The sequence below is a fragment of the Sphingomonas sp. genome (genome assembly GCF_035317925.1).
GTDB lineage: Bacteria > Pseudomonadota > Alphaproteobacteria > Sphingomonadales > Sphingomonadaceae > Sphingomonas_I.
This window is the reverse complement of record NZ_DATHFV010000045.1, coordinates 1-20,571: the sequence shown is the minus strand read 5'-3', so window position 1 is coordinate 20,571 and position 20,571 is coordinate 1. Positions and strand designations below refer to the sequence as shown.

General features: G+C 63.9%; 21 protein-coding genes, 1 tRNA gene and 1 pseudogene. 10 read left to right on the top strand and 13 right to left on the bottom strand.

From position 1 onward, the window contains the following. Positions 1–46: 46 nt before the first annotated feature. The gene (locus tag VK533_RS03690) at positions 47–1,348 is read right to left on the bottom strand and encodes a methyl-accepting chemotaxis protein (RefSeq protein WP_324375124.1); all 1,302 of its coding nucleotides are present in this window, start codon (positions 1,346–1,348) and stop codon (positions 47–49) included. A gap of 88 nt (positions 1,349–1,436) precedes the next feature. Here VK533_RS03690 and VK533_RS03685 point away from each other — a divergent pair, with 88 nt between their 5' ends. After that, positions 1,437–1,946: a GNAT family N-acetyltransferase gene (locus tag VK533_RS03685; protein ID WP_324375123.1), complete on the top strand. Its 510-nt coding sequence runs from the start codon at positions 1,437–1,439 to the stop codon at positions 1,944–1,946. Positions 1,947–2,203: 257 nt separating this feature from the next. Here VK533_RS03685 and rplL read toward each other — a convergent pair whose 3' ends face one another. Together rplL and rplJ are read right to left on the bottom strand one after the other, a co-directional pair. Further along, positions 2,204–2,584, bottom strand: a complete 381-nt coding sequence (gene rplL / locus VK533_RS03680) for a 50S ribosomal protein L7/L12 (RefSeq protein ID WP_324375122.1) — start codon at positions 2,582–2,584, stop codon at positions 2,204–2,206. A gap of 47 nt (positions 2,585–2,631) precedes the next feature. Next, positions 2,632–3,147 (bottom strand): 50S ribosomal protein L10, encoded by a 516-nt coding sequence (rplJ, locus tag VK533_RS03675; protein WP_324375129.1) that lies wholly within the window; start codon positions 3,145–3,147, stop codon positions 2,632–2,634. A gap of 364 nt (positions 3,148–3,511) precedes the next feature. On the opposite strand from rplJ, the gene VK533_RS03670 reads away from it, so the two are divergent. Beyond that, positions 3,512–4,189: a hypothetical protein gene (locus VK533_RS03670; RefSeq protein ID WP_324375121.1), complete on the top strand. Its 678-nt coding sequence runs from the start codon at positions 3,512–3,514 to the stop codon at positions 4,187–4,189. 2 nt (positions 4,190–4,191) lie between these two features. Here VK533_RS03670 and VK533_RS03665 read toward each other — a convergent pair whose 3' ends face one another. From VK533_RS03665 to VK533_RS03655, 3 genes are all read right to left on the bottom strand, one after another. Beyond that, the gene (locus VK533_RS03665; protein WP_324375119.1) at positions 4,192–4,800 is read right to left on the bottom strand and encodes a trimeric intracellular cation channel family protein; all 609 of its coding nucleotides are present in this window, start codon (positions 4,798–4,800) and stop codon (positions 4,192–4,194) included. A gap of 29 nt (positions 4,801–4,829) precedes the next feature. Beyond that, positions 4,830–6,767 carry a M10 family metallopeptidase C-terminal domain-containing protein gene (locus tag VK533_RS03660; RefSeq protein WP_324375117.1) on the bottom strand — a complete coding sequence of 646 codons (1,938 nt, stop codon included), beginning with the start codon at positions 6,765–6,767 and terminating at the stop codon, positions 4,830–4,832. A 79-nt stretch (positions 6,768–6,846) separates the two neighbouring features. Then, a complete protein-coding gene (locus tag VK533_RS03655; RefSeq protein WP_324375116.1) occupies positions 6,847–8,769 on the bottom strand; it encodes a M10 family metallopeptidase C-terminal domain-containing protein in 1,923 nt (640 codons plus the stop codon). Between the two features lie 169 nt (positions 8,770–8,938). Here VK533_RS03655 and VK533_RS03650 point away from each other — a divergent pair, with 169 nt between their 5' ends. Beyond that, a complete protein-coding gene (locus VK533_RS03650) occupies positions 8,939–9,451 on the top strand; it encodes a DUF962 domain-containing protein (RefSeq protein ID WP_324375114.1) in 513 nt (170 codons plus the stop codon). A 135-nt stretch (positions 9,452–9,586) separates the two neighbouring features. Here the strand turns inward: VK533_RS03650 and msrA are convergent, their stop codons facing one another. Then, positions 9,587–10,102 (bottom strand): peptide-methionine (S)-S-oxide reductase MsrA, encoded by a 516-nt coding sequence (gene msrA / locus VK533_RS03645; protein ID WP_324375111.1) that lies wholly within the window; start codon positions 10,100–10,102, stop codon positions 9,587–9,589. Between the two features lie 481 nt (positions 10,103–10,583). On the opposite strand from msrA, the gene VK533_RS03640 reads away from it, so the two are divergent. Together VK533_RS03640 and VK533_RS03635 are read left to right on the top strand one after the other, a co-directional pair. Beyond that, positions 10,584–12,950, top strand: coding sequence for a PAS domain S-box protein (locus tag VK533_RS03640; protein WP_324375109.1), 2,367 nt, complete (start codon positions 10,584–10,586; stop codon positions 12,948–12,950). Continuing rightward, positions 12,947–13,561: a response regulator transcription factor gene (locus tag VK533_RS03635; protein WP_324375107.1), complete on the top strand. Its 615-nt coding sequence runs from the start codon at positions 12,947–12,949 to the stop codon at positions 13,559–13,561. The genes VK533_RS03640 and VK533_RS03635 overlap by 4 nt, the downstream gene beginning before the upstream one ends. On the opposite strand, the gene VK533_RS03630 is transcribed toward VK533_RS03635, so the two are convergent. Then, positions 13,558–13,920, bottom strand: a complete 363-nt coding sequence (locus VK533_RS03630) for a hypothetical protein (RefSeq protein WP_324375105.1) — start codon at positions 13,918–13,920, stop codon at positions 13,558–13,560. The two genes, VK533_RS03635 and VK533_RS03630, sit on opposite strands and share 4 nt — an antisense overlap. A 212-nt stretch (positions 13,921–14,132) precedes the next feature. Between VK533_RS03630 and VK533_RS03625 the strand changes: the two genes are divergently transcribed. Together VK533_RS03625 and VK533_RS03620 are read left to right on the top strand one after the other, a co-directional pair. After that, the gene (locus VK533_RS03625) at positions 14,133–15,677 is read left to right on the top strand and encodes a bifunctional diguanylate cyclase/phosphodiesterase (RefSeq protein ID WP_324375103.1); all 1,545 of its coding nucleotides are present in this window, start codon (positions 14,133–14,135) and stop codon (positions 15,675–15,677) included. 2 nt (positions 15,678–15,679) lie between these two features. Next, the gene (locus VK533_RS03620; RefSeq protein ID WP_324375101.1) at positions 15,680–16,081 is read left to right on the top strand and encodes a response regulator; all 402 of its coding nucleotides are present in this window, start codon (positions 15,680–15,682) and stop codon (positions 16,079–16,081) included. Positions 16,082–16,173: 92 nt separating this feature from the next. Here VK533_RS03620 and rplA read toward each other — a convergent pair whose 3' ends face one another. The 5 genes from rplA to VK533_RS03595 all read right to left on the bottom strand — a co-directional run bounded on the left by rplA (position 16,174) and on the right by VK533_RS03595 (position 18,373). Next, a complete protein-coding gene (gene rplA, locus VK533_RS03615) occupies positions 16,174–16,863 on the bottom strand; it encodes a 50S ribosomal protein L1 (RefSeq protein WP_324375099.1) in 690 nt (229 codons plus the stop codon). 4 nt (positions 16,864–16,867) lie between these two features. Beyond that, positions 16,868–17,299 carry a 50S ribosomal protein L11 gene (gene rplK, locus VK533_RS03610; RefSeq protein WP_324375097.1) on the bottom strand — a complete coding sequence of 144 codons (432 nt, stop codon included), beginning with the start codon at positions 17,297–17,299 and terminating at the stop codon, positions 16,868–16,870. An 81-nt stretch (positions 17,300–17,380) separates the two neighbouring features. Further along, a complete protein-coding gene (gene nusG / locus VK533_RS03605) occupies positions 17,381–17,920 on the bottom strand; it encodes a transcription termination/antitermination protein NusG (protein ID WP_324375095.1) in 540 nt (179 codons plus the stop codon). A 20-nt stretch (positions 17,921–17,940) separates the two neighbouring features. Next, positions 17,941–18,168, bottom strand: a complete 228-nt coding sequence (gene secE / locus VK533_RS03600; RefSeq protein WP_324375093.1) for a preprotein translocase subunit SecE — start codon at positions 18,166–18,168, stop codon at positions 17,941–17,943. Between the two features lie 129 nt (positions 18,169–18,297). Continuing rightward, positions 18,298–18,373: transfer RNA gene (locus tag VK533_RS03595), tRNA-Trp, on the bottom strand. Between the two features lie 295 nt (positions 18,374–18,668). On the opposite strand from VK533_RS03595, the gene VK533_RS03590 reads away from it, so the two are divergent. The 3 genes and pseudogenes from VK533_RS03590 to VK533_RS03580 all read left to right on the top strand — a co-directional run. Then, positions 18,669–19,148, top strand: coding sequence for a CHAP domain-containing protein (locus VK533_RS03590; protein WP_324375091.1), 480 nt, complete (start codon positions 18,669–18,671; stop codon positions 19,146–19,148). 225 nt (positions 19,149–19,373) lie between these two features. Next, positions 19,374–20,090, top strand: a complete 717-nt coding sequence (locus tag VK533_RS03585) for an EF-hand domain-containing protein (RefSeq protein WP_324375089.1) — start codon at positions 19,374–19,376, stop codon at positions 20,088–20,090. A 67-nt stretch (positions 20,091–20,157) separates the two neighbouring features. After that, a pseudogene (locus tag VK533_RS03580) lies at positions 20,158–20,571 on the top strand (hypothetical protein); the annotation flags it as partial.

The window sequence follows — 20,571 nt, the reverse complement described above, 5'->3', positions numbered from 1 at the left end:
TTTTCCGTTTGCCATCTGCCCGGCGCCATCGCGCCTCGCCGCACGATCATCCCGCCGCGCGCAATTCCTCCACGAACGCACTGACGCGGCCGCGCAGGCGCGCGGTCTCGTGCGCGAGATCGTCGGCCATCGTCCGCATGCCGACCGTGCCCTGCGCCGCATCGGCAACCATGCGGCTGATCTCGAGCACATTGTCGTTGATATCGCTGCTGGCGCCGAGCGCCTGCGCGACATTGTCGGCGAGCAGCCGCGCCGTCACCGCCTGCACCCCGACCGCCTCGTCGACCGAGCGGGTCATGTCCTCGATGCGATGGACGACGCCGTCGATCGCGCTTTGCCCCTCGATCACGTCGGCCGAGACGGTGCGGACCTCGCCAATCCGATCCCCGATCTCGATCACCGCGTCGCGGGTCCGGGCCGCGAATTGCCGCAGCTCGCGCGCCACGACCGCGAAACCGCCGCCATCGTCGCCGAGCCGCGCCGCCTCGATCGCGGCGTTGATTGCGAGCAATTGCGACTGACCGGCAATCGTCTGAACGATACGCAAAGTCGCCTCGATCGCGCTGGCGGCCTCGCCCAGCATGCGGCCGCGCGCGCTGGCGGCCGCGCTTAACCTCACCGCCTCCCCCGCCGCTTCGCGCGCGAGGATGGTATGGCCGCGCACGCGATCGATCGTGCCGGCGAGCGCGCTGCCCTGGCCGGCGAGATCGGTCATCCCCTCCGCCGTCTGCGCCGCCGCCGCCGCGACCGCGGCGGCACGCGCGCTGTAGTTGCCGGTGCGGCTGGCGGTCGCGGCGGCGGCGGATTCGACGCCGGTCGTGACGCGCCCCAGCGCATCGGCGAGCGCGCTGATATCCTGCACGAAACGGTCGCTCGCCGACGCCATCTGCTCGAGCCGGGCCATGCGCACGCGCGCGATCTCCGCCTCGCGTTCGGCGGCGAGCCGGATCAGGGTGCGGTTGGTGATCGTCCCGAACAGGCGGCCGCCCGAGGTCAGGATCATGCCTTCGCTGCCGTCGGCCCGCGCATAGGCGTCGAGCAGATCGGGCAAGGGCGTGCCCAGATCGGCGATCGGGCACGGCCGGCAATGCGTCTCGACCGCGCGGTTGAAGGCGGGATTGTCGAGCAAGGCGTGCCCATACGGATTGTAGAGTATCTCGCGCACGTCCTGTTCGAACACCGCGCCGATCGGCCGGCCGGCGCCATCGACCACCGGCAGCAGCCGCAATTTCGGGCTGCAACGGAAAGCCTCGACCGCCGCCCGCAACGGCGCGCTCGCCGCGACTTGCGCGCCGCCGTCCTCGCAATAGGATGCGAGATCGGCGGGGCCGGCACTGGGCGGGATCACTTGGGGCAAAGGCTTTCGAACCGGGCTAGGGATGGGGCTGCGCTAGGGGCGAGTAGTAAATGGCCCGATAAGGTTTGATGACACGACAATGACACGACAAATTTCGTTGCGCATCCGCAAGGCCCGTCCCGACGACGCGGATGCGATCGCCGCGATCTATCGCCATCATGTCCTGCACGGCACCGGCACGTTCGAGGAAGAGCCGCCTTCGGTCGGGGACATGGCCGGGCGGCTTGAGAAAGTGCAGGCGCACGGCTGGCCATGGCTGGTGGCGGAAGCCGACAGCGCGGTGGCCGGCTATGCTTATGCCGCGCAATTCCGCGATCGTGCCGCCTATCGCTTCGCCTGCGAGAATTCGATCTACGTGCATCCCGATCATATCGGTGCGGGGGTTGGGCGGGCGCTGCTGGATGCCCTGCTGCCCGCCTCGGCCGAAGCCGGCTTCCAGCGCATGTTCGCGGTGATCGGCGATTCCGGGAATCTGGGCTCGATCCGCCTGCACGAACGCGCCGACTTCACGCATTGCGGGCAGCTCGACAAAGCCGGGTTCAAGTTCGGGCGCTATCTGGATGTCGTGTTCATGCAGCGGGAAATTTGATCGTCATTCCCGCGAACGCGGGAATCCCGCTTCTTCTTCGTCATGCCGGACTTGTTCCGGCATCCACCGGGACGTAGCGGCGATCAGAATGGACCCCGGAACCAGTCCGGGGTGACGAACAAAAGAAAAGGGGCGACCCGTTGCCGGGCCGCCCCTTCTTTTCGTCGTCCTAGGACCAGGACGCCTTTTAGGACCCGATTCACGCCATCGACATAAGCGCAAGCGCTTCCGCCGATGACGATCGGGATCCTTGAAGCTTACTTGAGCTCGACGGTCGCGCCGGCTTCTTCAAGCTGCTTCTTGACCTTCTCGGCCTCGTCCTTGTTGACGCCTTCCTTGATCGCCTTCGGAGCGGACTCGACCAGGGTCTTCGCCTCGGTCAGGCCCAGGCCGGTGATGGCGCGGACTTCCTTGATGACGTTGATCTTCTTGCCACCGTCGCCGGTGAGGATCACGTCGAACTCGGTCTTCTCTTCAGCGGCGGGTGCGCCGGCACCGGCGCCACCAGCCGGTGCGGCAACCGCAACGGCAGCAGCGGCGGAAACGCCCCACTTGTCTTCGAGGAGCTTCGAGAGCTCGGCCGCCTCGAGGACGGTCAGCGCCGACAAATCGTCAACGAGCTTGTTCAGGTCTGCCATGGTAATTCTCCATTCGGGGCGCTCGGCCCCCATAAGTCAGGTTGAAATCAGGCTGCTTCTTTGGCCGCATAGGCCCCGATGACGCGGGCGAGCTGACCGGCCGGTGCCTGGAGCACCGACGCCACCTTGGTCGCGGGTGCAACAAGCAGACCCACGATCTTGGCGCGCAGTTCGTCGAGGCTCGGAAGCGCTGCGAGCGCCTTCACCCCATTCACGTCGAGCACGGTTTCGCCCATTGCGCCGCCGATGATTTCCAACTTGTCGTTGGTCTTCGCGAATTCGACGACGATCTTGGCGGCCGCGACCGGGTCCACCGAGGTCGACAGCGCCGTCGGACCAACCAGCAAAGCGTGGAGGGTCGTATACGGCGTGCCTTCGGCGGCAATGCGGGCAAGGCTGTTCTTGGTCACCTTGTAGCTGGCGCCCGCGTCCCGCATTTTCACGCGCAGGGCCGTCGACTGAGCGACGGTCATGCCGAGGTTGCGCGTGACGACCACGACGGACGTCTCGTTCAACGTGCGGTTCAGCGCTGCAACCTGCTCGGACTTCTGAGCACGATCCATTGCCATTCTCCATTCGTCCGGCGCGACATGCGCCGAACGCATTCGAACCGCGCGAGCGAATGCTCGAGCGGCAAAGTCCGAAGGGGAATGGGACGCCTGACTTATGGCGAGCCGATGGCTCGTCAGGCAGACCGGAGCGTCATCGCACGATGCCGCCGGCAAATCTCTTCCCCGTCTAGGCAGGACATTAAGAGGGGCAAATCCCCCTCACCTGCTGTCTCGGACGGAATCCCTGCCCGAAGGCGGGGAAGGCGCGCTCCTAGCGGGAATCGGACAAAAGTCAACTTGGACGCCGACGCTATCGGCTTTTGCTGGATCGCGAATCCAGAATTTCATAAGGTTTGTCGACGACAGGGAGGGTGCGATGGGCCTGGATCTTATCCCCGAGGGGGCCGCAAAGGCAGGACACGAAGCGGAATGGCGGCGTATGGTCGAGCGCGTCTTTCGCGGCGAGACAATTTCGGACGCCGATACAGAATTGTATCAGGCGATCAGCATTCCCTCCTACGAACAGGTCGGCGCGCCCCGCGTCGGATATGACAAGCGGGCCGATGCCTGGATCATTGCGACGAGGGGTGCCAAGACACCGGCTGAAGTGGCGCAGGTCCTCGAACAATTTCATGGCCACTATGCGCTACCCCTCGTCAAATGCGATGGGCTGCCGGAATATACCCATGCCAACCTTTACGAAGGGGTCGATGAGACCAGCTTCAGGGGCAAGGCACTGGAGCTCTGTCCGGATGTTCTAACGCCCGAGCGTATCCAGGAGGCCTGGACCCATAAATTCCCGGAAGATGCGATGCTTTATGGTCGTGCGCTTCTCGCGGATGCGGATGCGGCCGAAGCCAGCGGGCCGCCCCCACCGAACGCGCCGACACCCGAGCCCCTGAAGCGAGGACTATTCGCTCGCCTGCTTGGGAAGAAGGACAAGCCCGAGCCGGACCCTGTCCCGTTCGAAGAGCAATTGCGGATCGTTCGCGCCGCCGGGCGGTGGTTCGTCTTTTGGGCTGAGCGCGGGAACGCCATTAGGGCCTGGTTCTAAATCTAATCCGGCTTGAACCGCGGCAGGCGCCAGTCCCAAAGCAGGGTTCCCGCGCGCAGGGTGAAGCCGACCGCGCCGCCGATCACTGCCGCGCCCATGATGCCGAGCCCGGCCATCAGCCCCAACGCATCGACCGAGGCCGCCGCGATCGCCGCGGTGACGTAGATGTTCCGCTGCATCAGCACCGAGGGCTGGCCCGCGAGCGTGTCGCGCAGGATGCCGCCGAAGCAGGCGGTGATCACGCCCATCGCGACGCAAACCGGCGGCGACAGGCCGAAGCCATAGGCCTTGCTCGTGCCGACGGTGGCATAGGCTGCAAGCCCGACCGCATCGAGCCACAGCAAAGCCTTGTGGCTGGTCCAGCGCATCGGCCAGATCCAGACCGCTAGCGAGGCAAGGATGCACAAGACGAGATAATCGGGCTTGGCGACCCAGAAGACGGGGGCGCCGATCAGGAGGTCGCGCAGCGTGCCGCCGCCGACGCCGGTGAAGGTGCCGAAGAAGATGAAGGTGACCGCGTCCTCGCGCCGCTCGGCCGCCGCGATCGCGCCCGAGGCGGCGAGGAAGCCCATGCCGGCATAGTCGATGAGCTGGATCGAGGTGAGCGCCATGCGCGACGGTCTATAGTCCCCGGCCAGCCCTAGACAAAGCTGGCGGTCGTGATCGTCGCGGCGTTGACCCCATCGAGCGTGATCGCCGCGTCCGGAGCCCCTGCCCCGCCGGTGCCATGATAGAAAAGGATCGTGTCCGAACCCACCGCGACCGCGACGACATCCGAGGCGGTACCGGCCAGCAGGGCCGAGGCATTGGCGAACGCCGCCGCGGCCGAGGCCGCCGCACTGTCGAGCACCGCCGCGACATGGAAGGGCAGTTGGATCAGGTCCGCGCCATTGCCGAAATCGGCGATGTGATCGGTCGCGAAGGCGGTGCCGCCGTCGGTGGCGAAGCCCGCGTCACTGCCTGCGAAGACGAAGCGATCATTGCCGGCGTCGCCCGACATCTGATCGAGCCCGGCGCCGCCGGTCAGCGTGTCATTGTCAGCGCCGCCGCGGATCGTATCGTTGCCGTCGCCGCCGGAGAGCGAATCCGCACCCTTGTTGCCCTGGAGATAGTCGTTGCCCGCGCCGCCATCGATCGTGTCGGCATCGGCGCCGCCATAGACACGGTCATTGCCGGCGCCGCCGTCGATCCGGTCGGCCCCGGCATTGCCCTGGACATAATCGTTGCCGTCGCCGCCCGACAGGCTGTCCGCGCCGTCGGTCGCGCCCGCGACGGTGGTCAGGGCATTGCCATAGATATGATCGTTGCCCGGACCGCCCGTCACCGTATCGGCCCCTGCCCCGCCCATATAATAATCGCTCTCGAGCGCGCTCCCGGCGGGGCCGATGCCGGGCGAGCCGAGCAGCCGGTCGTCGCCGTCGCCGCCGTCCAGCGTGTCGCTGCCGCTGCCGCCGTCGAGCTGATCGTTGCCGCTGCCGCCATGGACCGCATCGTCGCCCGCCTCGCCCGACATCGTATCCTGGCCAGCCCCGCCGTTGAGCACGTTGGCGACGGCGTTGCCGATGATCATGTCGCTGCCGCTGCCGCCGATCGCATCCTCGATCGTCACGCCGAACGCGATCGCGACATTGCCGTGCAGCCCGCCGATGTCGGAAAAGTCGCCCGCGCGCAGATCGATTAGTTGCGCCTGGCCGAAGCCCGAGAAATCGAACCTGTCATGCCCGCCCGCATCCCACACCGCGAAGATCGGCGCATTGGCACCGGCGGACAGGCTGAACCATTCGCGCCCGCTGTTGGAATTGAAGCCGTAGACGGTGTCGCCGGTGAACGCCGTCATGTTGGCGCCGTAGATCCGCTGAATCGCGGTGATGTCGTCGAGCAGCGGGATCGCCGAAAACCGACCGTCCAGATTCGCGCCGGTCTGCTCGGGCGCGAAATAGCTCATCACCGTATATTGGGTCGTATCCTCATAATATTCGGCGCTGGCGTCATAGGTCGGCGCGAGCGCGTCCGAGCGATTGTAGGCGCCGGGATGGTTGAGGCCGATCGAGTGGCCGATCTCATGGATCAGGATTTCCGCACCCTGATTGTCGAGCGTCGGGAAGGCGTTGTAGCCGCGCAGATAGTCGATCCAGACATCGCCATCGACATTGTCCGGCGCGCGCGCTGCGGGTCCGGTCTCGGGCAGATAGGTGAAGCCCGAATAGAGAAGGGTATTGTAATCGCCGAGCAGGATGGTGGCGTTGTTGGAATAGCCATTGCCGTCGTCGACGCGCTGGAAGTGGATGCTGGCGACGTCCGACCAGGCGAGGAAGGCCCGGTCCCCGGCCACCATCTGCGCCGCGGTGAAGGGAGAAAAATTGGCCGCGCCGGTGTCCGCCGGCACGACCCCGGTCGCGCGATAGGCGTAGGTGATCGTCAGCGGCTGGCCATATTGATCGTTCCACGACGGACCGGCGATATGATCCGCCGCCTGCGTGGTCGAAATCGAGTTTTTGGAGACGCCGTCGGTCGCGATCCTGGGCCCGCCGCGCACGAGCGCGTCGGGGGCGAAGCTGAGAGGATCGGTATTCGACATACGCGCAATCCCTATCGGATTGCCGATCCTACACCCTGCGCGGGCAACGACGCTTATGCGGGATTGTTAATTGCCCGGCTCAGACGAAGTCGGCGAGGACGATCGTGGCGCTGTTGACCCCATCCAGCGCGATCGCGGAGTCGGGCGTGCCGGCGCTGCCGTCGGCATGATAGAACAGCATCGTCTCCGTCCCGACCGCGACCGCCGCGACATCCGCCGCGTGGCCGGACAGCAAGGCGGTCGCGCTGGCATAGGCATCCGCGACCGAGGCCGCCGATCCGGTCAGCACGCCCAAGACATGGAAGCCGAGCGCGATCACGTCGGCGCCGTTGCCGAAATCCATGATATGATCGGTCGCGTAGGCGGCCGATCCGCTGGTCGCGAACGCCGCGTCGCCGGCTGCGAAGACGAAGCGGTCATTGCCGGCATCGCCGAACAACTGGTCGAGCCCGGCGCCGCCGCTCAGCGTGTCATTGTCGGCGCCGCCGTGGATCGTGTCCTGATCGGCACTGCCCGACAGCGAATCCGCACCCTTGTTTCCCTGGAGATAATCGTTGCCGGCGCTGCCTTCGATCGTGTCGTTATCGGCGCCGCCATAGATGCGATCATTGCCGTTGCCGCCATCGAGACGGTCCGCCCCGGCATTGCCCTGAAGGTAATCGTTGCCGTCGCCGCCCGACAGGCTGTCCGCGCCGTCGGTCGTGCCCGCGACGCTCGTCAGCTCGTTGCCGTAAATATGATCGTTGCCGGTCCCGCCGGTGATCGTGTCGGCGCCCGCGCCGCCCATATAATAATCGCTCTCGGCGCCGCTTCCGGCCGGTCCGACGCCGGGTGAACCCAGCAGCTTGTCGTTGCCGTCGCCGCCGTCGAGCGTATCGCTGCCGCTGCCGCCATCGAGCTGATCGTTGCCGAGGCCGCCGTTGAGCGCGTCATTGCCGCCCTCGCCCGACATCGTGTCCTGGCCGGATCCGCCGGTCAGCAGATTGGCGACCGCATTGCCGACGATCTCGTCGCTGCCGCTGCCGCCGATCGCGTTCTCGATCGTCGCGCCATAGGCGATCGCGACATTGTCGTGGAGACCGCCCACGTTCGAGAAATCGCCCGCGCGCAGATCGATCAGCTGCGACTGGCTGTAGCCCGAAAAGTCGAACGTATCGTTGCCGCCCGCATCCCATACCGCGAAGACCGGCGTGGTGCTGGACGTGGCGACGCTGAACCATTCGCGTCCCGTATTCGAATTGAAGCCGTAAACCGTGTCGCCGGTGAAGGCCGACAGGTTGGCGCCGTAAAGTTCCTGGATCGCGCTAATGTCGTCCAGCAGCGGCACCGCCGAATATTTGCTGCCGTAATTGCCGCCGGTCTCCGTTTCGTCGAAATAGCTCATCACCGAATATTGGCGGCTATCCTCGAAATAGGAGGCGTTGGCGCTGTAGGTCGGCGCGGTGTCGTCGGATGCGTCGTAATCGCTGGGATGGTTCAGGCCGAGCGCGTGGCCGATCTCGTGAATCAGCACCTGTCCGCCATAATTTCCGATCGTCGGTGCCTGGTCGTAGGACAAGGAGCCATTGATCCAGACGTCGCCGTCTTCCGATACCGCCGCGCGCGATCCCGGGAAATAAGTCTCGCCTGCCGCCGGGCCGCTGGCGAAATTGCCGAGCAGGATCGTGGCATTGTCGGAATAGCCGGTGCCATCGTCGACCCGTTGGAAGTGGATGTTGGCGACATCCGACCAGGCGACGAGCGACTTTTCGGCGCCCGCGATCTGCGCGGAGGAAAAAACGCTGAAGCCCGAGGCGGTGTCGTCCGGGATCTGCCCGGTTTCGCGATAGGCGTAGGTGATCGTCAGCGGCTGGCCGCTATGGCCGCCCCACGCATAGGCGGCGATATGATCCGCTGCTTGCTGCGCTGGCAGCGACGTCTTCACGCTGCCATCCGACGACGTTTCCGATCCACCGCGGACCAGCGCGTCAGGCGCGAAACTCAAAGCGTCCGTATTAGACATCAACCCCACCCCGGCCCCGCCGGCTAAGATGCAATCCGTTATATCGGTGAGTCATTTATCGTAAACTGGTAAAAAATTAAATATATCTAGGATCTTAGATTGGTCCATTTGCGGCATGGCCCCGCGAGATGCGTTGACTGTCCCGGCCGATATGGCCGATGTCCGCGTCATGAAGACGCTGACGGATCAGCTCGCGACCTATGCGGCCTATCACCGCGACCGGCGCAACATCGCGCTCCACTTCGTCGGCATTCCGCTGATCGTGCTGGCGGTCGAAATCCTCCTGTCGCACCCGGCCTTCGCGATCGGGCCGATTCCCACGACGCCGGCCATGATCGTGTCGGCGATCGTCGCGCTTTACTATCTCCGGCTTGACCTCCGGCTCGGGCTGACGATGGCGGCGCTGCTGGCGCTCGGCGCATGGTTCGGTGCGGTCGTAGCGACACAGACGCGCGACATCTGGCTCGGCACCGGAATCACGCTGTTCGTGATCGGCTGGGCGATCCAGTTTGTCGGTCACATCTATGAGGGGCGCAAACCGGCCTTTCTCGATGACGTGATCGGCCTGATTGTCGGGCCACTGTTCGTGATCGCGGAGGCCGCTTTCCTGCTGGGACTGCGCCCCGATCTCAGAGAGGCACTCTCGGCCGACGATCAGAGCAGATCGCCGACCATGAAATAGAGCAGTACGAACCACGCCGTCAGGCCGATCGCGGCGAGCGGCCAGGTGCCCCAGCGGCGGGCCAGCTCCAATAGTCGCGTCAACCGCCCCTCCCGTTAAGGCCGGCGCGCAGAGGCACGCCAGCCCTGCCGCACCTTACGCTACAGCAGAGTCCGCGCGGTGCGGAAGCTTCCAGCCGGGTCGCACGAAGTGGCAGGTATAGCCGTTCGGGATCCGCTCCAGATAATCCTGATGCTCGGGCTCGGCTTCCCAGAAGTCGCCGACCGGCGTCACTTCGGTCACCACCTTGCCCGGCCACAGGCCCGAGGCCTCGACGTCGGCGATCGTGTCTTCCGCGACCGCCTTCTGCTCGGGGCTCGTGTAGAAGATCGCGGAGCGATAGCTCAGGCCAACATCGTTGCCCTGGCGGTTAGCCGTGGTCGGATCGTGGATCTGGAAGAAGAATTCGAGCAGCCGACGGAAGCTCGTCACCGCCGGATCGAAGACGATCTCGATCGCCTCGGCATGGGTGCCGTGGTTGCGGTAGGTGGCGTTGGCCACGTCCCCGCCCGAATAGCCGACGCGCGTCGAAAGGACGCCCGGCTGCTTGCGGACCAGGTCCTGCACGCCCCAGAAACAACCTCCGGCAAGAACGGCGCGTTCGGTGCTCATATGTCGTCCTCCAATCGGGTCGCTGTGAGGAGCCTAGCGGATCCTCGTCGCTCCTAAATGGGGATGGCGCTTTCCCAATGCCAGTGATCCCGCGCGCGATCCCGATCTGATGCTGGACCGCCCGACAACAGGCTGGAGCTTAAGGGGAGCCAGCGTTGGAAGGCATTCGCCGGCTCCCCGCAGAGGCGGAATCAGGAGGCACCCCGATCCACCGGTGAGCGAGCGAGAAGCGCACCGGATTGGATTGCAATATGGATGGCCAATTCCTTTGTCAGCTTAGGGAAATTACTTAATAAAAATCCATGATATTTAGTAAAATATACAGATCTACAAATCAAAAATTACGTTGTCGCTATCGCTATTTTGGGGAATACGCTCTGATTTTTACTTAATCCAAAATGGTTATAACGCTGAAATACCAAATCCAAGCCGTTGAATCATCGATTTATCCTTGCTAAGATCAGGCTAAGGATGGGCTTCAGTGCAAAGCAGTGAGCGTACCAGGGTGGGTGACGGGCGAATCCCGCACTTTGCCAATGGGTTTTTTGGTTTAGCGCTTTTCGTTCCCGCACTTGCCCTATGCGGCTGGGTCATCGGTCGGCCATGGCTGACTAATTTCGGCCTCATCGGCCACCCCCAATGGCCGCTGACCTCGTTCGCCCACATGGCGTTGGCGGCAGCCTTGTTGCTTATCGGACGGGGGCGGCCCCGGGTTGGCGGTTCGTTGCTCCTGCTATCTGCCGCTATCGGGCTGGCGCAGCTCGCGGAATACGCGTCGGGAGCAGATTTCGGGATCGACACGGTCCTGTTCCACCGTTCGGTCCTGAGCGTCACGCTGACCCATCCCGGACGGCTGGCGCCGATTAACTCGGTCTCAATCCTCATCATCGCGATTGCGGCATGGTTGGTGGGGCGCGACAGGCGTGGCGACGGAATAGCCATCCTGCTCGCCAGCTTCCTGATCGGCCTCTCGGCAATATCCATAGCTTTGCACTTGTTGACCGAGACGGATGTCACGCGTCAGTCGACAACATTGGTAGCCTCCTTGCCGACCTCCATCGGGACGCTCGCACAAGCGGCAGGCCTGATAGCGTATCTCGGGGAGCGCGGACGCGGCGCGCTGTGGTCGAGCCGCGGACTGGCGATGCGGCCGGTGCGTTTCGCGCTGCCGATCATCCTGATCATGCCCGCAATACTGCTGCCGCTCGAGATCCGCATCGCGGAATCAAACCTGGTTACGCCGCTCTCGGCAGACATCATTGCCGCTGCGCTCCACCTGCTCATCGTAGTTGGTCTGGTATCCTGGTCCATCGAGCGCATTTCCAGACAACATGAAGCGCTGCTGGAAAGCCAGCAACGGCTTTCGCTGGCGATGGACGCCCATGGCCTGGGCATCTTCGACTGGGACGTGCCATCGGGGAAACTCAACTGGTCACCTGGCGCCGAACAGCGGCTCGGGCTCGAACCCGGCACGATCACGGACTTTACGTCGTGGCAGGCCCTGGTCGAGCCCGACGATGTCGCGGCGGTGATGGCGTCGATCGAGGTCGCCGTCGCGCAACACGCCGAGCATTTCTCCTTCCGCTATCGCTTTCGCCAGCCGAACGGCATCGTGCGCGCGATCGAGGGCTCCTCCCGCCTCTTCTACAACACCGATGGCACTCTGGCGCGATCGGTCGGCGTCAATCTCGACGTTACGCGTCGCGACGAACGCGAGGCCGCGCTACGCGCAGGGGAATCGCAGCTTCGGTCGATCCTGGAAACCGTGCCGGACGCGATGGTGATCTTCGACGAACACGGCCTGGTGCGCAGCTTCAGCGCCGCCGCCGAACGCATATTCGGCTATGATGCCGGCGAAATCGTCGGCCGGAACGTATCCTTGCTCATGCCGCCCGCACCCGGAGCAGAGCATGACGGATATTCGGCACGATATCTGACCACCGGCCAACGGCATGTGATCGGCCATACGCGCAAACTGATCGCACGCAGAGCCGATGGCGCCGAATTCCCGATCGAGCTCAACGTAGGGGAAGCCTGGACCGGCGGCGAGCGCATCTTCACGGGTTTCATTCGCGACATCAGCGATCGGGTCGCGGCCGAGCTGCGCCTGGAGGAATTGCGCGCCGAGCACGCCCACAGCGCGCGGCTTAGCGCGATGGGAGAGATGGCGGCCGCGCTGGCGCACGAACTGAATCAGCCGCTCGCCGCAGGTGCCAACTTTCTGGGCACCGCCGAACTGATGCTGGCGGAGGTGAAGAACGGGGAAGGCGCTGCCGAGATGATCAGACTCGGCAACAGCCAGTTACAGCGCGCGGGCGAGATCATTCGCCGGCTTCGCGACTTCATCACCAAAGGGGATACCGAACTTGGGGTAGAGCCGCTGCAGCCCCTGGTGCGCGAAGCGGCCGCGCTCGGCCTGATCGGCAGCCACCAGCATGACGTGCGCCTCACCTACGATCTGTCGCCCGACGCCACGCATGTGATCGCGGACCGCATCCAGATCCAGCAAGTGCTGGTCAACCTGCTGCGGAATTCGGCGGAGGCCCTTCGATCCGTGCCGATCGACCTTCGTGAAATCCGCGTGTCCTCGCGCGTGCTGAGCGAAGAGCTGATCGAAATCTCCGTTTCCGACGACGGGCCCGGTTTGCCCGAAGAGATATTGTCGAACCTTTATGCGCCCTTCCTTTCCACCAAGGGGAAAGAGGGGATGGGCATCGGCCTGTCGATCTGCCGGCGCATCGTGGAGAGCCATGGCGGAACATTGCACGCCTCAAACAAGGACAGCGGAGGAGCGATCGTCTCGTTCACGCTGATGCGTTTTCACCAGGGAGGGGAGAACCGCGAATGACCAGACAGGTCTTCATAGTCGACGACGACGATCCGGTACGGGCGTCGTTGCAAAGCCTTTTGGCGCTCCAGCCCAACCTGCTCGTGCGCGGCTTTCGTTCGGGCGATGCCTTCATCGCGGCGCTACCCGAACTCGATCCCGGTGTTATTCTGCTCGACGTCCACATGCCGGGCGCATCCGGCATGGACGTCCTGCGGCTGTTGCGCGCCCAAGCGCCCAAATTTGTACCGATCATCGTCACCGGCCAGGGCAATATCACCATGGCGGTCGAGGCGATGAAGGCGGGCGCGCTCGATTTCATCGAAAAGCCCTATGATCATCTGTCCCTGCTGGACGTCGTCGCCAATGCATTCGCCAAGCTCGAGGAGACCGGCGCCAACGCAGTGCGGGCGGACCAGGCCCGCGCCAAACTGGCCGGCCTGTCGGCCCGCGAAACCGATGTCCTGATGGGTTTGATCGCCGGGCGCGCGAACAAGGTGATCGCCTATGAGCTGGATATCAGTCCGCGCACCGTCGAAATCTATCGCGCGAATCTGATGACGAAGCTTGGCGTGCGCAGCCTCTCCGAAGCTTTGCGCATCGCCTTTAGCGCGGGCGTCCTGCCCGATTAGTCAGATCCGGTGATAACCCAGCCACGCAGCAATTCCAGGATGGTCGGCGCCGCCCGAGTCTTGGGAACCAGCGCGATGTCGTCGTCGTCCCAATCGCCCGTCGGCTCGTTCGTCAGAAGAATGAGTCTGGCGCGTTGCGAGCGTTGCCGCAGATCCACGATCCATGCCTTGCGATCCGGTGAGCTCAGTTCGTCGTCGACGATAAGGATGCTGGCGCGCCCGAGGTGACCGCCGACACGCGCGCCGTGACAATTGTCGACGGTAATGATCGCGATCCCCGCGATGCCGAGCGTGGCGGCGATAGCGCTGCGCAGCCCCGCGTCGCGGGTGACAAGAAGTATGATCCTATTGTCCGACATGCTGCACCACGCTCCTACGTGACAGATAAGGGAAGCGTGACGGCCGATCATCCGGGGGAAAATACCTAGTCGCGGTAATCCAGATATATCTTCTTATTCAATAGGTTATCCGTAGTTAATGCGCCACCTTAAGGGACATTCCGGAGTTAGGAACTCACAGGTCGTGAACTAACAATCCCGCATCGTAACGAAACCAACAATGGGGGGTGAAGATGTCGGGTCAGGTAATCAAACAGCGGGCTCGCTGGCACCCGGTCCTGAACAGGCTGAACCTCATAACCGCGTTGGCTTTGTGTGTAGCGTTTGTAGCGTGGCTTCAAATCAGGACGTACGGGCCGTTCGGCTCGCACGTCCTGAACTTCCTGATCGCGATCGGTGCGACATCGTCCGTATCGGCCATCGCTTTCGTCATCGTTTCCCTTCGCGACCACGGTGCCCCCGCGAGCGTTCCCGTTCGGGTCGATGCGGTGACGGGGCTGATGACTCCGGATTCCTTCATGCCGATGCTCGATCAGAAACTGCGCGAGCCGGCGCGTGGCGCGGTGTCCGTGATGCTGGTCAACCTCGATAGCTTCCGCGCGATCAACGACGTTCATGGGCGGAACGGGGGCGACACGGTTCTGCATTTGGTCGCGCAGCGGATCGCGGAGACCGCAGGCCCGCGGGCCTTTATCACCAGGCTCAGCGGTGACGAATTCGCGCTGGTGATCGAGCATGAACCCGATGGAAGCGAGCCGCGCCGTCTTGCGCGTCTGATCAGCGACGTGGTCGCTGCGCCGCTGACGGTGGGCCGACACACGATCCAGCTTCGGGCGGCGATCGGCATGGCAACATGCGTTCGCTGCGGTCTAGATGCCCATCGCCTGGTGCAGACCGCCAGCATCGCGCTCGGTGAGGCAAAGCTGGACCGACGCAATCCGGTCCGCGCGTTCCGGCCGACGATGGAAGCGGATCTACAAAAGAAATCAAAGCTGGTGGCCGAACTTCGCCTCGCCATCGAAGCGGGCCAGATCATCCCTTATTATCAACCCGTGGTGGAACTGGCGACCGGCGCGCTGCTCGGCTTCGAATGCCTGGCACGCTGGCTGCACCCGGAACGCGGGCTGATCGAGCCGGACGTTTTCATACCGCTCGCCGAAGAGCATGATCTGATCGACGCCATCACCTTTGGAATATTGCACCAGGCCTGCGCCGATATGGCCGACTGGCGGCCCCTTCTCACGCTCGCGCTGAACATCGCGCCGCAGCAGCTGCGCGACCCGAAGCTCGCCGGCAAGCTTCGTTCGGCAATGGTCGGGTCGGGGGTCGACCCCAAGCGCCTGGTGATCGAGATTACCGAGAGCAGCCTGATCGCCGACATGGACGCCGCGCGCACAACCATCGCCGCCTTCAAGCGTGCCGGTTTTGTGGTCGCGCTTGATGATTTCGGCACCGGCTATGCCAGCCTCCGCCATCTGCGCGAGTTGCGGTTCGAGCGAATCAAGATCGACCGCAGCTTCGTGCGCGATATCGCGACTTCGGATAGCGCGCAGATCATCCGCGCCATTCTTTCGATCGGCCGCGGCCTGGGGCTGCCCGTGATCGCGGAAGGTATCGAAACGACAGACCAGCTTCACGCGCTCCTGCAGTTCGGCTGCACCGGCGGCCAAGGATATCTCTATGGGCAGCCAATGTCCGCGCACGATGCTCTCGGCATCATCGCAAAGCCGGAGCGGGATCTTCTGCTGAATGCCCTGGGCATGCGGCAGGCAGCCTGACCATGGCCCGCTACGAAATTCTGATCGTCGATGACTCGCTAACGATCCGCGGCATTCTCGAGCAGGTGCTCGGCGCCGATCCCGACTGCCGGGTCGTCGGCGTGGCCTCCGACGTCGATACGGCCCGCAAGCTTATCAAGGACGAAGCGCCCAACGTCATCACGCTCGATCTCGCCATGCCCGGAATGGATGGCATGTCCTTCCTCGATGAGCTTAGCCAGCATTACCACGCGCCGGTTGTGGTGATTTCGTCATCGACGACAGCGGGGGATGCCATTTCCAAAGAGGCGATGACGCGAGGCGCCGCCGCCTGCTTCGACAAGGCCAAGATGGTTTCCGAAGCACGGCGATTGCTCGCCCTTCTCAAGCGGCAAGTGGCTCGCGAGACCTCTCGCGCGGCTTAGCCGGTGGCTTAACGCCGCCGTGCATTCGCAACCGCCAAACAAAAAGGGCCGGGATCGCTCCCGGCCCTTCTCGTTTGTAAGGTCTTGCAGGCTTACGCCGCCGAAATCTCGGCGGTGTCGACCTTGATCCCCGGACCCATCGAAGAGCTCACGGCGACCTTCTTGAGGTACTTGCCCTTGGCGCCGGTCGGCTTGGCCTTCATGATGGCGTCGACCAGCGCGTCGAAATTCGCGCGCAGATCAGCCGCCGGGAAGCTCGCCTTGCCGATGCCGCTGTGGATGATACCGGCCTTTTCGACGCGATATTCGATCTGACCGCCCTTGGCGGCCTTGACCGCGCCGGCGACATCCATCGTGACCGTGCCGAGCTTCGGGTTCGGCATCATGCCCTTCGGGCCGAGCACCTTACCGAGACGGCCGACCAGGCCCATCATGTCCGGGGTCGCGATGCAGCGATCGAAGTCGATCGTGCCGCCCTGGACGATTTCGAGCAGGTCTTCGGCGCCGACCACGTCGGCACCCGCCTCGCGAGCCTCGTCGGCCTTCGCGCCCTTGGCGAACACGCCGACGCGGATCGTCTTGCCGGTGCCCTTGGGCAAAGTCACCACGCCGCGGACCATCTGGTCGGCGTGGCGCGGATCGACGCCCAGGTTCAACGCGACTTCGATCGTCTCGTCGAACTTGGCGGTGGCGTTGGTCTTGGCGAGGCCGATCGCCTCGTCAATCGAGTGGAGCTTCACGGTGTCGACCGAGAGCGCCTTCTGCTTCTTGCTCAATGCCATCGGATCAGCCCTCCACAACCTGCAGGCCCATCGCGCGAGCGGAGCCTTCGATGATCTTGGTAGCGGCCTCGAGGCTGTTCGCGTTCAGGTCCTTCATCTTGGCCGTCGCGATCTCCGCCAGCTGCGAGCGCTTGATCGTGCCCGCCGAAATCTTGCCCGGCTCCTTCGAACCCGACTGCAGCTTGACCGCCTTCTTCAGAAGGTAGCTCGCCGGCGGCGTCTTGGTCTCGAACGAGAAGCTGCGATCTGCATATACGGTGATGACCGTCGGCAACGGCGTGCCCGGCTCTTCCGAACCGGTCTGCGCGTTGAACGCCTTGCAGAATTCCATGATGTTGACGCCGCGCTGACCGAGCGCGGGGCCGATCGGCGGCGACGGATTGGCCTTGCCGGCCGGCACCTGCAGTTTGATGTAACCCGTAATCTTCTTCGCCATGATTACCTCCTATGGCTTAGCGGTGCATGCGGCGTTCCGAAGAGCGCCTCCCGCGGACTTTCCCGGCTAAAGCCGGAAACCTTACTTGACCCGTTCGACCTGCTCGAATTCGAGCTCGACCGGGGTGGCGCGACCGAAGATCGACACCGAAACCTTGACGCGGCTGCGATCGAAATCGAGCTCCTCGACCAGGCCGTTGAAGCTTGCGAACGGACCTTCCAGCACCTTGACCGAATCGCCGATGTCGTAATCGACCTTCATCTTGGCCTTGGGTGCCGCGACCGCCGCTTCCTCCTTGGTGCTGAGGATGCGCGAAGCCTCGGCATCGCTGATCGGCTGCGGACGGCCGCTCGATCCCAGGAAGCCCGTCACCTTCGAGGTGTTCTTGACGAGGTGATAGACGTCGTCGTTCATCGACGCCTTCAACAGGACATAGCCCGGGAAGAATTTCCGGTCGCTGGTGACCTTCTTGCCGCGGCGAACCTCGGTGATCTTCTCGGTCGGCACTTCGACCGCCTCGACCAATTGATCGAGACCCAGACGCCCGGCGTCGGCCAGGATCTGATCGCGGACCTTATTCTCGAAGCCCGAATAAGCGTGGATGATGTACCAGCGCGACATTTTCGTTCTTGTTCCTGACCTTACGAGGCGAGCGACAGCAATTCGCGGACGATGCGGCTGAACACCCAATCGACCCCGAAGAAGAAGATGCCGAGTACCAGCGTCATGATGATCACCATGATGGCGGTCATGACCGTCTCGCGCCGGGTCGGCCAGACGACCTTGCCGGTCTCTGTCTTCACCTGCTGGACGAAGGTGGGGATGTTGCGGAGCCATGCCCCGATGCCACCCTTGCTTGCCTCTGCCACGTTCTTCCTCTGCCACAAACGAAACCAAGCCCAAGCGGCGGCACTCCCCTACAGGGGAGGCCACCCTGGGCCAAACTCTTTCCCGAACCTTCGCCCCCGGCCCTTCGGCCTGTGCCCGTCATCTTGCGATGGCAGGAGTGGAGGGACTCGAACCCACGGCCCTCGGTTTTGGAGACCGATGCTCTACCAACTGAGCTACACTCCTCCGGCCCGGGAGCGAGCGGCGACATAGCGGCGGGGTCCGAGGAGCGCAAGTAGCGGTGGCGATTCGATAGGCTGCCCGAATCTTACCGGACGAGATGAGCCGGCCAAGGGACGAGCCGAGTTATCCACAAGGGGGCCGCGCAGGCGAACGCGGACTCGGCTCATTTCACCGCAGCGCGCTTCTTTTCGTTAAGAAACGCGCCCTATCCCGATTGTGACAGCGAGGTCGGGGGATCTTTCCGAACATGACACGACGTTTCAAAGCAGCATTCTGTTCCATACTTTTCATTGCCGCTTTGTCCGCGCCCTCGGCCGCCAACGCTCAGACTTTCTGGCAGTGCGCCCCCTTCGCCCGCGTCTTTTCCGGCATCCAATTGTTCGGCGCCGCCGGCAGCTGGTGGAATCAGGCGATCGGCAAATATTCGCAGGGCACCGCCCCCAAGCTCGGCTCGGTGCTGGTGTTCAAGGCGATCGGCTCGATGCGTTCGGGCCATGTCGCGACCGTCACCCAGGTCGTATCCGACCGCATCATCAAGGTGACCCACGCCAATTGGGGCACGCGCGGCCAGGTCGAGCGTGACGTAACCGTGGTCGATGCCTCGGCCAAGGGTGACTGGAGCGCGGTCAAGGTCTGGTACGGCCCGATCCACGATATCGGCCAGAAGGCCTATCCGACCTACGGCTTCATCTATTCGGGCGCCAAAGCGGTCGCCAGGGGCGCCGAAGCCGCGTCCAGCAAGGTGCTGGGCTACGACGACGCCACCATCGCGGGCTAGACCTTGATCGATCGAGGCTAGGCCTGGGTCGTGAATCAAAGTCTCAACATTTGCGAGAGCCTGATTCACGTCATCGGCGGAAGCGCGTAGCGCTTCCTCCTCACACGATCAGGCTTTGAGCCCCGTCCCCTAAAAAATTTTCCGGCACCGACGGTTATGCCCGGTTTGCTCCGTTAATCCTGACGTCAGGGTGTTCGGCCGAAGGGCGGTCGATACGGAGGGGTTATGACCGCGCGCTTGTCCACAGGCACCGCACGCTTCGGCGTAGCGGCAATCATACTCCTGCTGGCCGGCTCGGCGCAGGCACTGACCTTTATCAGCCCGATGGGCGAGCCGTTCCGCACCCAAGCGGGCGACAAGCCGCCCGAGGAGGTCTGGTTTGAGCGCGCCGACAAAAATAATGACGGCAAGATCACGCGCGCCGAATTCCTGGCGGATGCGGGCCACTTCTTCATGGCGCTCGACGTCAACCACAATGGCGAGATCGGGCCCGAGGAAATCCAGCATTATGAGGATGACGTCGCTCCCGAGGTCAATTCCAGCGGTTTCGGTGACGGCGACGGCCATGCCCGCCGGCATGGCGGCGGCGTGAGCCATGGCGGGAACGCCGCCCTCGACAGCGAAGGCGTTTCTTCCTCGGGCGATTCAAGCGACCCCTCGCCGCCCGAACATTATGATGCCACCGGGGAGGGCGCCTCGCGCTTCTCCTACCTGGATCTGCCCGAGCCGGTCGCTGCGGCCGACACGGATTTCAATCGCGGCGTCAGCCCGAAGGAGTTCGTCGCCGCCGCGAACGAACGGTTCGATCTGCTCGACGCCAATCATGACGGCGTGCTGACGCGCGACGAATTGCCGCATCTCGGCGGCGCCCGCATGGACCATGATCCGCAAAAGCCGGGCGCGAAGCACCCGCCCGGACAGAACGGACCCAACCCCCGCTAGCCGATCAGCGTCTTCATTCAGCACCCCGAAAGACGCCCCCTCGAAAACCAGCCAGATCGGAGAGATTATGAAGTTCGGCGCGTCGCTCTGCTCATGCGTGGCAGTCATGGTTTCCGGACTGCTCGCCGCGCATGCGGCGGAGGCCCGCACCTTCATCAGTCCGATGGGCGAACCCTTCCGCGGAATGCCCGACGGGAAGGAGCCGGCCGAGGCATGGTTCGCGGGCGCCGACAAGAATCGCGACGGCAAGATCACACGCGCCGAATTCTTCGCGGATGCGGGCCGCTTCTTCAAGGCACTGGACGTCAATCACGACAATGAGATCGGCCCCGAAGAGATCGACCGCTACGAGCAGGAGGTGGCGCCCGAGGTCCAGACCGGCGGCTTCAGCGGCGGCGTTGGCGGCGGCCAGCATTCCGGTGGTGGCGGTGGTGGACGCGGCCGTGGCGGTGGTGGTGGCGGTGGTGGCCACGGCGGTGGT